This window comes from Desulfosoma sp., assembly GCF_052743555.1.
Genome location: NZ_JBRAHS010000009.1, coordinates 37,336 through 52,721 on the forward strand (window position 1 = coordinate 37,336; position 15,386 = coordinate 52,721).

At 57.3% G+C, this 15,386-nt stretch carries 21 protein-coding genes; 17 read left to right on the top strand and 4 right to left on the bottom strand.

Annotated features, from left to right (window positions below):
• The first annotated feature begins 5 nt into the window (after positions 1-5).
• From rplF to rplQ, 15 genes are all read left to right on the top strand, one after another.
• Positions 6-551, top strand: coding sequence for a 50S ribosomal protein L6 (rplF, locus tag ACUVSA_RS07165; protein ID WP_445894299.1), 546 nt, complete (start codon positions 6-8; stop codon positions 549-551).
• 14 nt (positions 552-565) lie between these two features.
• On the top strand, positions 566-937 hold the full coding sequence (gene rplR, locus ACUVSA_RS07170; protein WP_445894300.1) for a 50S ribosomal protein L18: 372 nt from the start codon (positions 566-568) through the stop codon (positions 935-937).
• A 25-nt stretch (positions 938-962) separates the two neighbouring features.
• Complete coding sequence (gene rpsE / locus ACUVSA_RS07175; RefSeq protein ID WP_445894372.1) at positions 963-1,481, top strand: 30S ribosomal protein S5; 519 nt, start codon at positions 963-965, stop codon at positions 1,479-1,481.
• Between the two features lie 3 nt (positions 1,482-1,484).
• On the top strand, positions 1,485-1,667 hold the full coding sequence (gene rpmD / locus ACUVSA_RS07180) for a 50S ribosomal protein L30 (protein ID WP_445892751.1): 183 nt from the start codon (positions 1,485-1,487) through the stop codon (positions 1,665-1,667).
• A 32-nt stretch (positions 1,668-1,699) separates the two neighbouring features.
• Positions 1,700-2,143 (top strand): 50S ribosomal protein L15, encoded by a 444-nt coding sequence (gene rplO / locus ACUVSA_RS07185; protein ID WP_445894301.1) that lies wholly within the window; start codon positions 1,700-1,702, stop codon positions 2,141-2,143.
• Between the two features lie 13 nt (positions 2,144-2,156).
• Positions 2,157-3,464, top strand: a complete 1,308-nt coding sequence (gene secY / locus ACUVSA_RS07190; RefSeq protein ID WP_445894302.1) for a preprotein translocase subunit SecY — start codon at positions 2,157-2,159, stop codon at positions 3,462-3,464.
• 108 nt (positions 3,465-3,572) lie between these two features.
• Positions 3,573-4,214, top strand: a complete 642-nt coding sequence (locus tag ACUVSA_RS07195) for an adenylate kinase (RefSeq protein ID WP_445894303.1) — start codon at positions 3,573-3,575, stop codon at positions 4,212-4,214.
• An 8-nt stretch (positions 4,215-4,222) separates the two neighbouring features.
• Positions 4,223-4,975 (top strand): type I methionyl aminopeptidase, encoded by a 753-nt coding sequence (gene map, locus ACUVSA_RS07200; RefSeq protein ID WP_445894304.1) that lies wholly within the window; start codon positions 4,223-4,225, stop codon positions 4,973-4,975.
• 82 nt (positions 4,976-5,057) lie between these two features.
• Positions 5,058-5,279, top strand: a complete 222-nt coding sequence (gene infA, locus ACUVSA_RS07205) for a translation initiation factor IF-1 (protein WP_445892746.1) — start codon at positions 5,058-5,060, stop codon at positions 5,277-5,279.
• A gap of 34 nt (positions 5,280-5,313) precedes the next feature.
• Positions 5,314-5,427: a 50S ribosomal protein L36 gene (rpmJ, locus tag ACUVSA_RS07210; protein WP_123289415.1), complete on the top strand. Its 114-nt coding sequence runs from the start codon at positions 5,314-5,316 to the stop codon at positions 5,425-5,427.
• A 15-nt stretch (positions 5,428-5,442) separates the two neighbouring features.
• The gene (gene rpsM / locus ACUVSA_RS07215) at positions 5,443-5,814 is read left to right on the top strand and encodes a 30S ribosomal protein S13 (protein WP_445894305.1); all 372 of its coding nucleotides are present in this window, start codon (positions 5,443-5,445) and stop codon (positions 5,812-5,814) included.
• A gap of 15 nt (positions 5,815-5,829) precedes the next feature.
• Positions 5,830-6,222 (top strand): 30S ribosomal protein S11, encoded by a 393-nt coding sequence (gene rpsK / locus ACUVSA_RS07220; protein ID WP_445892744.1) that lies wholly within the window; start codon positions 5,830-5,832, stop codon positions 6,220-6,222.
• 57 nt (positions 6,223-6,279) lie between these two features.
• Positions 6,280-6,906, top strand: a complete 627-nt coding sequence (gene rpsD / locus ACUVSA_RS07225) for a 30S ribosomal protein S4 (RefSeq protein ID WP_445892743.1) — start codon at positions 6,280-6,282, stop codon at positions 6,904-6,906.
• Between the two features lie 128 nt (positions 6,907-7,034).
• A complete protein-coding gene (locus tag ACUVSA_RS07230; RefSeq protein ID WP_445894306.1) occupies positions 7,035-8,045 on the top strand; it encodes a DNA-directed RNA polymerase subunit alpha in 1,011 nt (336 codons plus the stop codon).
• A gap of 2 nt (positions 8,046-8,047) precedes the next feature.
• Complete coding sequence (gene rplQ, locus ACUVSA_RS07235; RefSeq protein WP_445892741.1) at positions 8,048-8,455, top strand: 50S ribosomal protein L17; 408 nt, start codon at positions 8,048-8,050, stop codon at positions 8,453-8,455.
• A 447-nt stretch (positions 8,456-8,902) separates the two neighbouring features.
• Here the strand turns inward: rplQ and ACUVSA_RS07240 are convergent, their stop codons facing one another.
• Complete coding sequence (locus tag ACUVSA_RS07240; RefSeq protein WP_445894307.1) at positions 8,903-9,121, bottom strand: hypothetical protein; 219 nt, start codon at positions 9,119-9,121, stop codon at positions 8,903-8,905.
• 114 nt (positions 9,122-9,235) lie between these two features.
• Here ACUVSA_RS07240 and fusA point away from each other — a divergent pair, with 114 nt between their 5' ends.
• Both fusA and ACUVSA_RS07250 read left to right on the top strand, forming a co-directional pair.
• The gene (gene fusA / locus ACUVSA_RS07245) at positions 9,236-11,278 is read left to right on the top strand and encodes an elongation factor G (protein WP_445892739.1); all 2,043 of its coding nucleotides are present in this window, start codon (positions 9,236-9,238) and stop codon (positions 11,276-11,278) included.
• A gap of 167 nt (positions 11,279-11,445) precedes the next feature.
• Complete coding sequence (locus ACUVSA_RS07250) at positions 11,446-11,637, top strand: 30S ribosomal protein S21 (protein WP_445892738.1); 192 nt, start codon at positions 11,446-11,448, stop codon at positions 11,635-11,637.
• A 225-nt stretch (positions 11,638-11,862) separates the two neighbouring features.
• On the opposite strand, the gene ACUVSA_RS07255 is transcribed toward ACUVSA_RS07250, so the two are convergent.
• The 3 genes from ACUVSA_RS07255 to ACUVSA_RS07265 are packed head-to-tail and all read right to left on the bottom strand — an operon-like array spanning position 11,863 to position 15,029.
• On the bottom strand, positions 11,863-13,011 hold the full coding sequence (locus ACUVSA_RS07255) for an acyl-CoA dehydrogenase (RefSeq protein ID WP_445892737.1): 1,149 nt from the start codon (positions 13,009-13,011) through the stop codon (positions 11,863-11,865).
• 23 nt (positions 13,012-13,034) lie between these two features.
• Positions 13,035-13,826: an enoyl-CoA hydratase/isomerase family protein gene (locus ACUVSA_RS07260; protein ID WP_445892736.1), complete on the bottom strand. Its 792-nt coding sequence runs from the start codon at positions 13,824-13,826 to the stop codon at positions 13,035-13,037.
• A gap of 24 nt (positions 13,827-13,850) precedes the next feature.
• Positions 13,851-15,029 carry an acetyl-CoA C-acetyltransferase gene (locus ACUVSA_RS07265; RefSeq protein WP_445894308.1) on the bottom strand — a complete coding sequence of 393 codons (1,179 nt, stop codon included), beginning with the start codon at positions 15,027-15,029 and terminating at the stop codon, positions 13,851-13,853.
• Positions 15,030-15,386 lie beyond the last annotated feature (357 nt).

The window sequence follows — 15,386 nt, forward strand, 5'->3', positions numbered from 1 at the left end:
GCAAGATGTCGCGCATCGGCAAAAAACCCATTGCCATTCCCAAGGGGGTAGAAGTCACTCTTCAGGGGGACGCCGTTGTTGTCAAAGGCCCAAAAGGTCAATTGAAGAGGGGCGTACCGTCAGAGGTGACGGTAACGGTGGAAAACGGTCAGATTGTGGTTCGCCGGAAGGACGATGAGCGCCGATCCAGGGCGATGCACGGCCTTATGAGGGTTTTACTGCACAATATGGTCACGGGCGTTAGCCAGGGCTTCACCAAGGTGCTTGAGATCCAAGGGGTGGGCTACCGCTGCGATGTGGCCAACAACGTGCTGACCTTGAACCTGGGCCATTCGCATCCAATGAGTTTTGCCTTGCCTCAAGGGGTAAGCGCCTCCGTCGAGAAACAGACGGTGATTCGCCTGCAAGCCGTGGACAAGGAGCTTCTCGGGCAAACGGCGGCCAACATCAAGGCGTTGCGCCCGGTGGAGCCGTACAAGGGCAAGGGTATTCGATACGCCAATCAATGGGTCCGGCGAAAGGCCGGTAAGACGGGCTCCAAGAAGAAATAGGAGAAGGACGGCTTATGGGTTCCAAAATGAATCCCAGCGTCGCGGCGCGCCTGAAGCGAAAACGTCGCATCCGCACCAAGGTGCATGGCACGCCGGAGCGCCCTCGACTGACGGTTTACAAGAGCCTAAAGCACATCTACGCGCAGATCATTGACGATACCACGGGAAGGACCCTGGCGGCCTCATCGACTTTATGCCCGGAGTTTAAGGCCTTTGGCCCTGTGGAAGGCAAGGTCGGGGCGGCGGAAAAAGTCGGGCAGATTGTCGCCAAGAAGGCCCTGGACATGGGGGTCACCAAGGTGGTTTTCGACCGCAACGGGTTCGTTTATCATGGAAGAATCCGGGCGGTGGCGGACGGTGCGCGAGCGGCAGGGCTGGAATTCTGACCTTTATCGGCGGGCAAGGAGGCATATCTTGGCACCTCTCGATTCACAAGATGTTCAATACATCGACAAGATTGTTCATATCAGCCGAGTGGCCAAAGTGGTCAAAGGCGGGCGTCGGTTCTCCTTCAGCGCCATTGTCATTGTGGGTGATGGCAACGGGCGGGTGGGTTTTGCTCTGGGAAAGGCCAACGAAGTGCCGGAAGCCATTCGCAAGGGCCTCGAAGGGGCCAAGCGAGACATGTTTGAGGTCCCCCTGATCCAGGGGACGCTGCCCCATGAAGTTTTGGGCAAGTTCGGAGCCTCCTCCGTGGTGCTCAAACCAGCCTCTCCCGGTACGGGGGTCATTGCTGGTGGGGCCGTACGGGCCATCATGGAAGCGGCTGGAGTGACGGACGTGCTCACCAAGTGCCTGGGATCCCGCAATCCGCACAATGTTGTCAAGGCGACCATAGCGGGACTGAAAGCCCTGCGAAGTGCCGACCACATTGCCAAGAGTCGGGGTGTGGATGTGATGGAGGCGAAGGTTCAAGGAGCCGGGAGGTGATCCATGGCGCAAATGATACGCATCAAACTGGTGCGCAGCCCCATCGGCAGGCCTGAGAAACATCGAAAAATTCTTCAGGCCCTAGGGCTCACGAGACTGCAAAAGGAAGTGACACTTCCCGCGATTCCGCAGGTCGTCGGGGCTGTCAAAAAGGTCTACCATTTGGTTCAGGTTACAGAGGCATAATCTGGACCGGAGCTGACATACAGGTGAACGATATGCGATTGAACGATTTAAAACCGGCGGCGGGTTCCCGCAAGGATAAGAAGCGCATTGGTCGAGGCTCGGGTTCGGGCCTCGGAAAGACCTCGGGAAAGGGTCATAAGGGCCAGAAGGCGCGTGCCGGAGGCGGCGTGGTGCCGTGGTTTGAAGGCGGTCAGATGCCCCTGCAGCGTCGAATTCCCAAGCGGGGCTTTCATAACCTGTTTCGGCGGGCCTACGCGGTGGTGAACGTGAGGGATCTAGACCGTTTTGAGCCGGGAAGCACCGTTGGCCCTGAGGAATTGGCTCGAGCTGGTCTGGCCAAGAAAAAGGCTGACGGCGTTAAGCTTTTGGGAGACGGGGAACTGAAAGGGGCGCTCTCGGTGCGCGTGCATAAGGCGAGCGCCGCAGCCGTGGCCAAGGTGGAAGCGGCCGGGGGGCGGGTGGAAATCCTAAGCTGAGAGGAAGAAGCGGGTGCTCACTGGTTTTCAAAATATCGGGAAAATCCCGGAACTCAAAAGGCGTATCGGCACCACACTGCTGCTGCTGGCGGTGTACCGCATCGGCGTCCATGTGCCAACGCCCGGCATCAACCGGGAGGCCTTGGCGGCTTTTTTTGCCGCGGCCCAAGGCACGCTGCTTGGGCTGTTCAACATGTTTTCGGGCGGCGCCATGAAGCAGCTGTCCGTGTTTTCCCTCGGGATCATGCCCTACATCAGCGCGTCGATCATTTTGCAGCTGTTGACCGTGGTGATCCCTCATCTTGAGCGTCTAAGCAAGGAAGGTGAGGCAGGCCGAAAGAAAATCACTCAGTACACCCGGTACGGCACAGTGGTGCTCAGCATTATCCAAGGCTTTGGGATCTCCTTGGGGCTTGAGGGCATGACCGGGCCCGGCGGTGAACCTGTGGTGTTGGTGCCGGGTTGGGGCTTTCGCATGATCACGGTGATCACGCTGACTGCGGGTACGGCCTTTATCATGTGGCTGGGTGAGCAGATCACCGAGCGCGGGATCGGCAACGGTATCTCGCTGATCATCTTTGCGGGTATCGTGGCCGGCATGCCGGGCGCCGTCGGCAATACGCTGCGTCTCATGCAGACGGGCGAAATGAGCGCTTTTAAGGTGCTGATCCTTCTGGTCATCATGGTAGCCGTGGTGGGGCTGATCGTGCATGTGGAAAGAGGCCAGCGCCGCATCCCTGTGCAGTATGCGAAGAGGGTGGTGGGAAGACGAATGTACGGCGGCCAAACCACCCATTTGCCGCTCAAGATCAATACATCGGGGGTCATTCCGCCCATTTTTGCCTCGTCCATCATCATGTTTCCGGCAACGGTGGCCAATTTCATTCAGGTTCCCTGGATGCAAAAAATTGCTCAAATGCTCATGCCGGGCCACTGGCTGTACTCAGTGCTCTACGTGGGCTTTATCATCTTTTTCTGCTATTTTTATACAGCCATCGTCTTCAACCCCGTGGATGTGGCCGATAACATGAAAAAGTACGGAGGCTTTATTCCGGGGATTCGCCCGGGACGTTCCACGGCCGAATACATCGATCGCGTGCTGAGCCGCATTACCTTAGGGGGAGCCATCTACGTGTCCCTCGTGTGTGTGCTCCCCACCATCTTCATTCAAAACTTCAAAGTGCCATTCTACTTCGGCGGTACGGCCCTCCTGATCGTGGTCGGGGTCGCCATGGACACCGTCGGGCAGATTGAAGCCCACATGCTTACACGGCACTACGAGGGCTTTTTGAAATCCGGACGCATTCGAGGCCGCCGTTAGGAGGGGAAGGGCCGAGGACGTGGCGCCTCATGGCCAAGGGCCGTGGGTCTAGGCATCAGATGTGAGTCGTGGCAACGATGGTGAGGCTGAAGGACAGGGAGGGAGACGATGAACATCATTTTGTTGGGACCCCCGGGTGCTGGAAAGGGAACACAGGCGAAACGCATGATCGAACGCTACGGCATTCCGCAAATCTCGACGGGAGATATGCTGCGGGCGGCGCTGAAGGCGGGAACTCCGCTGGGCCTGGAAGCAAAAAAGTACATGGATCAAGGTGCCTTGGTGCCCGACGTCGTGGTCGTGGGGCTCGTCAAGGAACGTATCCAGCAGCAGGATTGCAAGAAGGGCTATATGCTGGACGGCTTTCCCCGCAATGTCAGCCAAGCCGAGACTCTCGACGGTATGCTCAAAGAGCTGGGGCAAAAAATCGATCATGTGGTATGCATTGACGTGCCGGACCAGGAGCTTGTTCAGCGCCTGACCGGGCGGCGCACGTGCCGGGAATGCGGCGCTGGCTTTCACGTGATCTTTGATCCGCCGAAGAAAGAGGGCGTGTGCGATAAGTGTGGCGGGCAGCTCTATCAGAGGGATGACGACAACGAAGCTACGGTCACATCCCGGCTGAAGGTGTACGCCGACCAAACAAGGCCGCTCATCGATTACTACGAGAAACAGGGCAAACTGCGAAAGATCAACGGGCTGGGTTCCATCGACGAGATTTTTGAGCGCATCAAGATGGTGTTGGGTTAGAGGTCGTTTTGATTATTCTGAAGACGCGAGAAGACGTTGAGAAAATAAGAAAAGCCTGTCTGATCGTGGCGGAGGTCCTGGAGCGACTTCGAGAAGTGGTGGCTCCTGGAGTGAGTACGTGGGATCTCAATGCCATGAGCGAGGAGGAGGCAGAGAAGCGGGGAGCCGTGCCAGCCTTCAAGGGCTATCACGGCTTCCCTTATGCGCTGTGCACGTCCGTCAATAATGAAGTTGTCCACGGGATGCCGAGCAAGAAGCGCATTCTGCAGGAAGGCGACATCGTTAGTGTGGATTTTGGTGTGGTGGTGGAGGGCTTCTACGGGGATGCGGCGTTAACGCTTCCAGTGGGCAAGATATCGGATGAGGCGGAGCGGTTGTGCCGCGTGACACAAGAAGCTCTGGAGCGTGCCATCGCCCAGGCCGTGGTGGGCCATCGGCTTTCGGACATCTCCCACGCCGTGCAGGCCCATGTGGAACAGTTCGGGTATTCGGTGGTGCGGGAATTTGTGGGACACGGCATCGGGCGCAAGCTCCACGAGAGCCCCCAGATTCCCAACTTCGGCCCTCCGGGACGCGGCGTGAAGCTCAAAGCGGGTATGGTGTTTGCCATCGAACCCATGATCAACCAAGGGGTTCCGGACATTCGCATCCTGGAAGATGGGTGGACGGCGGTGACGGCAGATGGAAAGCTTTCGGCCCACTTTGAGCACACGGTGGCTGTGACGGAAAACGGACCGGACGTACTTTCCCTTGGAAGGTAAATCCTCTTTACAGAACCACTACGGGCGTCTATAATTTCTCGCTTCTATGGGTACGGCAAAACCCTGAACTGAGGAATGGTGCATGGTAAAGGAAGAAGCGATTGAGGTGGAAGGCACGGTGATCGAGCCTCTGCCCAACGCCATGTTTCGCGTCGAGCTGGAAAACGGCCATCGAGTCCTTGCACACATCTCAGGCAAGATGCGCATGCATTTCATTCGCATTCTGCCGGGCGACAAGGTGACAGTGGAGCTATCCCCATACGACCTGACCCGAGGGCGCATCATTTACAGAGCCAAGAGCTGACGGGTTGGAGTGCGTGGGGGAGAGGGAGTGAATCATGAAGGTGCGGGCGTCAGTGAAAGTCATCTGCCGCAAATGCAAAATCATTCGTCGGCATGGCCAGGTGCGCGTCATCTGCGAGAATCCGAAGCACAAACAGCGTCAAGGTTAATTGGAGGAAAAGGCATTGGCACGGATTGCAGGCATTGACCTACCCAAAAACAAGCGCATGGAAATCGCCCTGACTTATATTTACGGCATTGGGCGGTCGACGGCTTCCAAGATCTTGGAAGAGGCGAAGGTGGATCCCGGAACGAAGTCGGATGATTTGACGGAGGAACAGATCACAGCCATCCGTCGCATCATCGACACCCAGTACAAGGTGGAGGGGGATCTGCGTGCCGAAGTGTCCATGAACATCAAGCGTCTCATGGATCTGGGATGCTATCGAGGGCTGAGGCACCGCCGCGGGCTGCCCGTCAGGGGGCAGCGCACTCATACCAATGCTCGGACGCGCAAAGGTCCACGTCGAGCGGTTATCGGCAAACGCAAAAAGTAGGAAAGTGGAGGCACAATGGCACGGGGCAGAGGTGGTCCGCGAAAGAAAAAAGAGCGCAAAAACATTCAGAACGGCATTGCCCACATCCGTTCGACCTTTAACAACACTATCGTGACCATCACGGATATGAGCGGCAACACCCTTTCGTGGGCCAGTGGTGGCAACCAGGGTTTTAAAGGTTCGCGAAAGAGCACGCCTTTTGCCGCCCAGACGGCGGCCCAGGCGGCGGCCAAGGCGGCCATGGAGCACGGGTTGCAAAACGTGGAGGTGTACGTGAAGGGGCCGGGGTCTGGCCGCGAGGCGGCGCTGCGGGCGCTGCAGGCAGCAGGATTAAACGTGACGGTCATTCGTGACGTGACACCCATTCCTCACAACGGATGTCGGCCGCCCAAACGGCGCCGCGTGTGATCAGCGAGATGAAGAAGGAGGCCTAAGGGCCTCTGGGGATATAAGGAGGAATCAGTCTTGGCGAGATATACAGGTCCGCAGTGCCGGCTGTGTCGGCGGGAAAGCATGAAATTGTACCTCAAGGGAGATCGCTGCTATTCGGATAAGTGCGCCTTTGAGCGCCGCAATTACGCGCCAGGTCAGCACGGGCAGCGGCGCGCCAAACTGTCCGACTACGGGGTGCAGCTTCGGGAGAAACAAAAGATCAAAAGGATGTACGGCCTGCAAGAAAAGCAGTTCAAGGCCTACTTCAAGGAAGCGGATCGCCAAAAAGGTGTGACCGGAACGAATTTTCTGATCTTGCTGGAGCGCCGTTTAGATAACACAGTTTTTCGGCTGGGGTTTGCCAACTCCCGCTCCCAGGCCCGGCAACTGGTGCGGCACAATCATTTCCTCGTTAACGGGCGCAAGGTCAACATTCCATCCTACCTATTGCGGCCTGGCGACGTAATCAGCGTGCGGGAAAAGAGCCGTCAGTTGGAGGTGATCAACGAGGCTCTGGATGCTCTGCCTCGGCGTGGTTTGGTTCCATGGCTGGAGTTGGAAAAGCAAGCGTATCGAGGCACCTTCAGGAGCCTTCCGGCTCGGGAAGAGATGCCGCTGCCCGTGCAAGAGCACCTGGTGGTGGAATTTTACTCGAAGTAATCAGAAACGTCATTTTCAATGGAGGGCAGAGGGTCTGCCGATGGGGCGGAATCCTCTGTCCGTTTTCTGAGGCCGTGCGTTGTGCCGATGACGCTCATGGGTCGGCCGAAGGTATGATGAGGGCGGGTATGGAGAAAAACTGGCGCGAATTGATTCGACCGAAACCCCTCGCGGTGGAGCCTGGGGAAGACCCGAGGCGCTACGCCAAATTCACTTGTGAACCGTTGGAGCGAGGGTTCGGGACGACTCTTGGAAATGCGCTGCGACGAGTTTTGCTGTCGTCCTTGAGAGGTGCGGCCATCACGTCCGTAAAGATCGAAGGTGTGCTTCATGAATTTTCCTCGGCCCCTGGGGTTGTGGAGGACGTGACGGACATCATTCTCAATCTCAAGGAAGTGCGTCTACGTCTGAACGGGGACGGCCCCAAGCAATTGGTGCTCGAAAAGTCGGGGGAAGGTCCTGTGACGGCCGGCGACATTCGCACGGATTCCTCGGTGACCATACTGAACCCGAACAAGCACATCTGCACCTTGGCACGAGACGGCAAGGTGCGCATGGAACTTGTGGTGGAAGAAGGCAAGGGGTATGTGCCGGCGGAGTGGGATCCGGAAAAGGTGGGAATCATCGGGACCATTCCCATTGATGCCATCTTCACTCCAGTGCGCAAGGTGAGCTACAATGTCAGCCAAGCCCGCGTGGGGCAACGGACCGACTACGACAAGCTGACCATGGAAATCTGGACTGACGGCAGTGTCACGCCCGAAGATGCCCTGGCTTTGGCGGCCAAGATTCTCAAAGACCAGCTCAGTGTCTTCGTCAAGTTTGAAGACGATGAGGCGCCGGCCTTTGCGGAAGAGGAGGCCCAAGAACCGACCTTTAACGAGAACCTGTTTCGCAGCGTGGACGAGTTGGAGCTGTCCGTGCGCAGTGCCAATTGTCTGAAGAACGCGGATATTCGCTACATTGGCGAGCTGGTGCAAAAGACCGAGGCGGAAATGCTTCGAACGAAGAACTTCGGGCGCAAGTCACTCAACGAGATTAAAGAGATTCTTCAAGAGATGGGCTTGACGCTGGGGATGAAACTAGAGAACTTTCCGAGCCGGGAAGAGATCGAACAGAGAAGAAAGGAAGAGGAATAGCCATGCGGCACAGGAAATCGGGTCGCAAGCTGAACCGCACTTCCAGCCACCGAGCGGCCATATTTCGCAATATGGTGACGTCACTGCTGGAGCACGAACGAATCGTGACGACCATTCCGAAGGCCAAGGAAATTCGCCGATGGGCGGATGCCATGATTACTCTGGGCAAGCGCGGTGACTTGCACGCGAGGCGGCAGGCTCTGGCTGTCATTCGCACCAAAGGGGTGGTGCATAAGCTTTTTGCGGAACTGGGACCTCGATACCAGGTGCGTCAAGGGGGCTATACGCGCATCGTCAAGATGGGATTTCGTAAAGGCGATGGCGCCCCCATGTGTCTCATCGAACTCACGGGAGCCGAAATCAAGGCAAAGGCAAAGAAAACGCACGCCAAAGAACAGAGCGCCGTATAGCGCTAGGAGCCTGTCCGAGAGCTCAATTGTCAAAATCAGCGCCCTTCCAATTTCAATCAGTTGCAAGTCTCCATCGGCCAAAAATCGGGATGGTCGAAGGGCTTCTGAAAGGCTGATGGATGGCCCATTTGGACGAGCGGTGCAAGAGTACCGGAGTGGCATCAGGCGCGTGGGGTGATGCTGCACAATGAAGCTAAAGGCAGAGAGGCTCCCGAGCAGCGGGCTCGAATGGCTGGTGAGGCATGGTTCCCTTGGGTTCTCCAGGAGCCATATGCGGCGGGGTTCAATGTCCGCGGCGTGAGATCCGCCCTGTGTGTCCGGGAAGGCGAGGCAACCGGAGACGTCTTGCCCCCAGGGTACTGCACAAGAGCCTGCCGTTGCATCAGAGGGGTAGGGCCATGGGATTCACAGGGGACAGCCCGGCGCCCGAGGCGACGGGCTGTTTTTTTATGCCGTGTTGGCGGGATGCAGGTAAAAGGGGCAATGGGCACAGGTGAAGCCCGTCCAGTGGGCTTTGGCGGCCTTGTCCAGACAGTCGTCATAATGAGGGCAATCGAAGAAGCGCACACCGCGTCCTTCACGGCAGGCGACGGGATGCGGCACGGCCTGCAAGGGTTTCGAGGCGGCGGCATCTGTGGGTTGGGATAAACTCTTGGCTCTAGGCATATACGACCTCCTTTGCCGGACAAAATGCACATACGGTATATGAATAATCACGGGCGCACCGAGAGCAAGGGGGGCCATTCGGGGGTTGCGTGGCGTCCGCAACGAGGTGATGGCATGAAGACGGTTTCGCAGCGTCTCAGAAGGATTCGCAACATCGGCATCATCGCCCATATCGACGCCGGAAAAACGACGGTGAGCGAGCGCATTCTCTACTACACGGGGCGATCCCACAAGATCGGCGAGGTCCATGAAGGCACGGCTGTCATGGATTGGATGGAACAGGAACAGGAACGCGGCATCACCATCACGTCCGCCGTGACCACCTGTGAATGGAAGGGATACCAGATTCAGCTGATCGATACCCCCGGGCATGTGGACTTCACCATCGAGGTGGAACGGTCCCTGCGTGTTCTAGACGGTGCCATTGCCGTGTTTTGCGCCGTGGGTGGCGTGGAACCCCAGTCGGAAACGGTCTGGAGGCAAGCGGACAAGTATAAGGTGCCCAAGATCGCCTTTGTGAACAAGATGGACCGCATCGGTGCCGATTTTCATCAGGTCCTGGAACAAATGAAGGAAAAGCTCCATGTCACGCCCATTCCTGTGCAGATTCCTGTGGGCCGGGAGTCGGATTTTCGCGGCGTGGTGGACCTTCTTCACATGCGCCAGATCGTCTGGAAGGATGAAACCCTCGGTGCGGAATACACCTATGTGCCTCTGGAGGGACAACTCTTGGCCGCCGCATCGGAAGCTCGGGACGCGTTGGTGGCCAAGGTGGCCGAGTGGGACGATGGCCTGATGGAAAAATACCTGGAGGGACAGGAGATCGCTGCAGAAGAGATTGAACGCGTTCTAAGGCGCCTGACCTTGAATCTAAACGCCGTACCGGTGTTATGCGGGGCCGCTTTGCGCAATAAGGGCATTCAGCCGCTCTTGGATGCCGTGGTCCAATTTCTTCCATGCCCTTTGGACATTCCGCCGGTGCAAGGTGTGGATCCCGTCAATCAGGAGACGGTCCAACGATTGGCCGACGATAGCGAACCTCTGGCGGCCTTGGCTTTCAAGATCTTTATGGATCAAGGGCGCAAACTCACTTATGTGCGCGTTTATTCGGGTCAATTGCGCGCCGGAGATACGATCTATAACGCGCGGCAAAAAACGCGGGAAAAATTGTCGCGCATCTTTCGCATGCATGCCAACAAAAGGGAGCGCCTTGAAGAGGCTGGTGCGGGCAGCATAGTTGCCCTAATGGGCCTCAAATCGGCCGCTACCGGCGATACCCTCTGCGATGAAAAACACCCGATTTTGCTTGAGCCCATTGAGGTCTATGAGCCGGTTATGGCCGTGGCCGTAGAACCCAAAACACGGACGGATCAGGAAAAGCTTCCCGATGCTTTGGCCAAGCTGGCTGATGAAGACCCCACGTTTCGTTATAAGGAAGACCCGGACACGGGGCAGTTGGTCATTCGCGGCATGGGAGAGCTGCACCTGGAAATTCTGATCAGCCGCTTGGAACGGGATTACGCCGTCGGGGTCAATGCCGGAAAACCTCAGGTGGTCTATCGCGAAACCATTCAGCAACCGGCTTTGGGCCGCGGCGTTTTTGAGCGGGACATCGGAGGAACCAAACATTTTGCGGCGGTGGAATTGCGTGTGGAACCCAGAGAGCGGGGCAAGGGGAACCGTGTGGTCCATCGTGTTAGGGATGGCTCCATTCCCGAATCGTGGTGGCCCGCCGTGGAAGCGGGTATCCAGGATGCCCTGACCAGCGGAGAACTTATGGGGTATCCCGTGCTGGATGTGGAGGTGGCTGTCATTGGCGGCGAACACCGGGAAGGCATGTCCACGGAATTGGCCTACCGTGTGGCGGCAGGTATGGCCTTTCGAGATGCCTTTACGAAAGGGGAGCCCTTGTTGCTGGAGCCGTACATGCGTGTGGAGGTGCTGACCCCCGACGAATTTCTTGGTGACGTCATTGGGGACTTGAACCTGCGCAGGGCCCGCATCGAAGGCATTACAGCCAAAAAGGGTATTCAGGTGGTGGAAGCCACTGTGGCTCTCTCTAAAATGTTTGGATATTCCACGACGCTGCGATCGGCTAGCCAAGGCCGGGCGACTTTCACCATGCAGTTTTACCGCTATGATGCGCTAAGTTCTTAAAAAGCCGTTGCCTTTGGAAAGATGCTGTGCTAAACAGAACCGCTCCACAGCATGACGGCAGGCTCACGAGGTGATACCCCTCCGCAGCGTGCCGGACGCCGCGGAGGAGGATTCCAACGAAGACCCCGCGAGGGTTTTTTTGTTGCTGAAAGGCAGGTGAAATCTGAATGACCGAACCGGAGGCCAGGGAGAGTTTTGAAAAAAAGATCCGCAAGCTGCGCAAGGATTTTCAAAAGAATGTGCAGCCCGTCCTGCGGCGACACAACTATTATCTCTCCAAAGGTGAGCGCCGCCGTATTAAGCGGAAAAAAGCCATCAAAAGGATTCAACGCCGGATGCGGCGCCTTCAGGGCATGTAAAGGCCCCATGGCGTTGCCGTCGGCATCGTGACTGTGAGGGGGCCACGCAAAGGGCCCTGGTCGATGAGCCTGCAGTTTGCCATAAAAAAACCCCGGATTCGAGCCGGGGTTTTTTATGGCCTATGGTTAAGGGCAGCGACATCGCAGCGCCTTGAAAGACCGCGGGCTGCTCGCCCGCGGTCTGAAATCGGCCCAAGGGAATGCCTTCCTTAAGAAGACGTTGCTTTAGATTTTTCCGAGTATGTTTCGGGAGATGACAAGGCGCATGATTTCGTTGGTGCCTTCATAGATCTGCGTGATCTTGGCATCGCGCATGTGGCGTTCCATAGGATATTCTTTGCAGTAGCCGTACCCGCCGAGAATCTGAACGCCTTCGATGGCGGCCCACATGGCCGTGTCGGAGGCGTACATCTTGGCCATGGCCGCTTCTTTTTCATAACCGCGCTTGTTTTGTTCCAACCACGCCGCTCGAAGTGTCAGCAATTCCGCCGCATCCAACTGGGTGGCCATGTCGGCCAGTTTCCACTGAATAGCCTGAAAGGAGGCGATGGGCCTGCCGAATTGTTCCCGAGTCTTGCTGTAGGCGATGGCTTCTTCCAACACAGCCCGGCCGATGCCGATGGCCTGTGCGGCGATGCCGATGCGGCCGCCGTCCAAGGTGGTGAGCATCTGCTTGAAACCTTCGCCTTCCTTTCCCAAAAGGTTTTCTTTGGGAATGCGGGCGTCTTCAAAAATCAATTCGGCCGTCCCTGAAGCGTTGATGCCTAGCTTCTCTTCCACGCGCCCCACACGAAACCCCGGTGTATTGTGCAGGTCCACCAAAAACGAGCTGATACCCTTGTAGCCTTTTTCCTTGTCGGTGACCGCGGCCAGCACGCAGTACCTGGCCACGTTTCCGTTGGTGATGAACTTCTTTTCGCCGTTGATGACCCATTCGTTGCCGTCCAAGACCGCCGTGGTGCGCATGCGGGCGGGATCGGAACCCGCGCCGGCTTCTGTGAGCCCGTAGCAGCCTAAGTATTGGCCGCTGGCCACAGGAGTCAGGAACTGCTGTTTCTGCTCTTCCGTCCCGTAAGTGTAAACGGGGAAATTATACAGACTGTTGCACACACTCATGATGACGCCGCACGAGGCGCATGCTTTGGAGATTTCGATCATGGCCAACACGTAACAAATGTAGTCCATGCCAGCGCCCCCGTATTCGGGCGGAATGTTGATGCCCATGAGGCCGAGTTCCCCCATCTTCTTGACGATTTCTTCGGGGTGGCGATGCGTGCGGTCCAATTCTGCGGCCACCGGCGCAATTTCCCTTTCGGCAAACTTACGCGCCATGTCTTGGATCATCTTTTGTTCTTCGGTGAGCTCGAAATGCATGGTCGTGTTCCTCCCGGTCCGCTCTAGGCGATGAAAGAGCCCTTGAAGTTGGGTTTTCTCTTTTCCAAAAAGGCGGAAGCCCCTTCCTTGGCGTCTTCGCTGGCGAAGCACAGGCCAAAGGCCTCGACTTCAAGGGTGCATCCGGCCTTGAGGTCCGCATCCACACCCCGGTCGATAACATACTTGATGGCCCGCAGAGCTAAAGCGCTCTTGGAGGCCAGGGTCCTCGCGGTTTTAAGCGTCTCTTCCAAAAGGTTTTCGGCAGGGAAAACCTTCGCCACCAATCCCCATTGTAAAGCGGTGGCCGCGTCGATCATTTCCCCCGTCATGCAGAGTTCTTTGGCCTTGGCCCGTCCCACAAGCCTCGCCAGGCGTTGGGTGCCCCCAAAACCGGGAATAATGCCAAGATTGATTTCCGGCTGACCGAATTTGGCCTTTTCGGACGCGTAGATGAAATCACAGCTCATAGCCAGTTCCAGTCCGCCTCCTAGAGCGAACCCATTGACGCAGGCGATCACGGGTTTTGGCAGCTCCTCCAAGGCGAAAAAGACGTCCTGGCCTTTTTGGGCGAAGAGTCGGGCTTGCAACGGATTCATTTTGGGAAATTCGCTGATGTCCGCTCCGGCCACAAAAGCCTTCTCTCCGGCTCCCGTCAGCACCAGAACACGTAACCCATCGTCTTCGCGCACCTGGTCGACGGCACGCTTGAGTTCATCAAGGGTTTCGGGATTCAGGGCGTTGAGGGACTTGGGGCGATTGAGGGTCACAAGGGCGACCTGATCATGCACGTCGAAAAGAATGTTCTGAAATGCCATGGCGGGACCTCTCCTCTGGAGAAATTAGCGTTCGATCGTCACGGCACAGCCTTGGCCGCCCCCGATACACAAGGTGGCCAGGCCCTTGTGCACCTGACGCCTTTTCATTTCGTAAAGGAGTGTTGTCAGAATGCGCGCGCCCGAGGCGCCAATGGGATGGCCCAGAGCGATGGCTCCCCCGTTGACATTCACGATGTTCGCATTCCATCCCATCGCCTTGTTGACGGCCAGCGCTTGGGCTGCAAAGGCTTCATTGACTTCCACCAACTCCAAGTCTTCGGCGGACCATCCAGCTTTCTGCAAGGCCTTGCGACTGGCGGGAATGGGGCCGGTTCCCATAAGAGCCGGATCGACGCCGGCTGAGGCGTAGGATCGAATGCGACCCAGTGGCGAGAGTCCCATAGAGGCGGCTTTTTTTTCGGACATCACAATGAGAATGGCGGCACCGTCGTTGATGCCGGAAGCGTTTCCGGCCGTCACCGTCCCGTCCTTTCGAAAAGCCGGAGCAAGTTTCGAGAGGGCTTCAAGGGTAGTGCCGAACCGCGGATGTTCGTCGGTATCAAACACCACGGGGGGGCCTTTGCGCTGAGGAATCTCTACAGGGACGATTTCCTCTTTGAAACGACCCGCCTTGATGGCGGCTTCCGCCTTTGTCTGGCTGGCCAAAGCAAAGCGGTCCTGTTCTTCGCGGCTGATGCCGTATTTGACGGCCACGTTTTCCGCTGTAATGCCCATGTGATACCCATTAAAAATATCCCATAGACCGTCGTGAATCATGAGATCCAGAATCTGTCCGTGCCCCATGCGCTGGCCCCACCGGGCCTGCGTGAGAGCGTACGGGGATGCGCTCATGTTTTCGATGCCGCCGGCAACGACGACTTCGGCGTCTCCCAAGGCCACGGCCTGAGCCGCCAGGATCACGGACTTCAACCCGGATGCGCACACTTTGTTGATGGTGTATGCAGGCACCGCATAGGGGATGCCGGCATGCACAGCCACTTGGCGCGCGGGATTTTGCCCCTGAGCCGCCTGAAGGACGTTGCCTAAAATGACTTCGTCCACCTGCTCAGGAGCGAGCCCCACGCGGGCCAGGGCTTCCTTCAGGGCAATGACACCGAGCTGCACAGCGGGGATGTTGGCGAGCGATTTCCCAAAGGAACCGACGGGCGTTCGAACGGCACTGACGATGACAGTTTGTTCCATAGGCACCTCCTGAGCTTGGACTGGCCACGGGCGGCTCAACGATGAATAGACCGCGGCGGCGGATCCATGGTGTGAGCTTCTTACCTGCCGCATCCCATATATGGGATGGCTTTGAGGTTGTCAAACGCAAGAAGAAAAACATTTCCTCATGAAGTCTTTGCGGTTCAGGGTCTAGGAAAGTCCGGGCTTCGGTGGGCGGAGTTCGTCGAAGGGGTCGTTCGGGGGTGCTGTATGAGGGCCCGTGTGTTCGTATCACGGAATTCCAAGCTCCGGTTTCGGAGGATGCCCTTCCGGCTACCCACGAAGGTCCGCAACGGCAGAGGCCGGTCCACTCGAATAAAACGGACCAGGAAGACG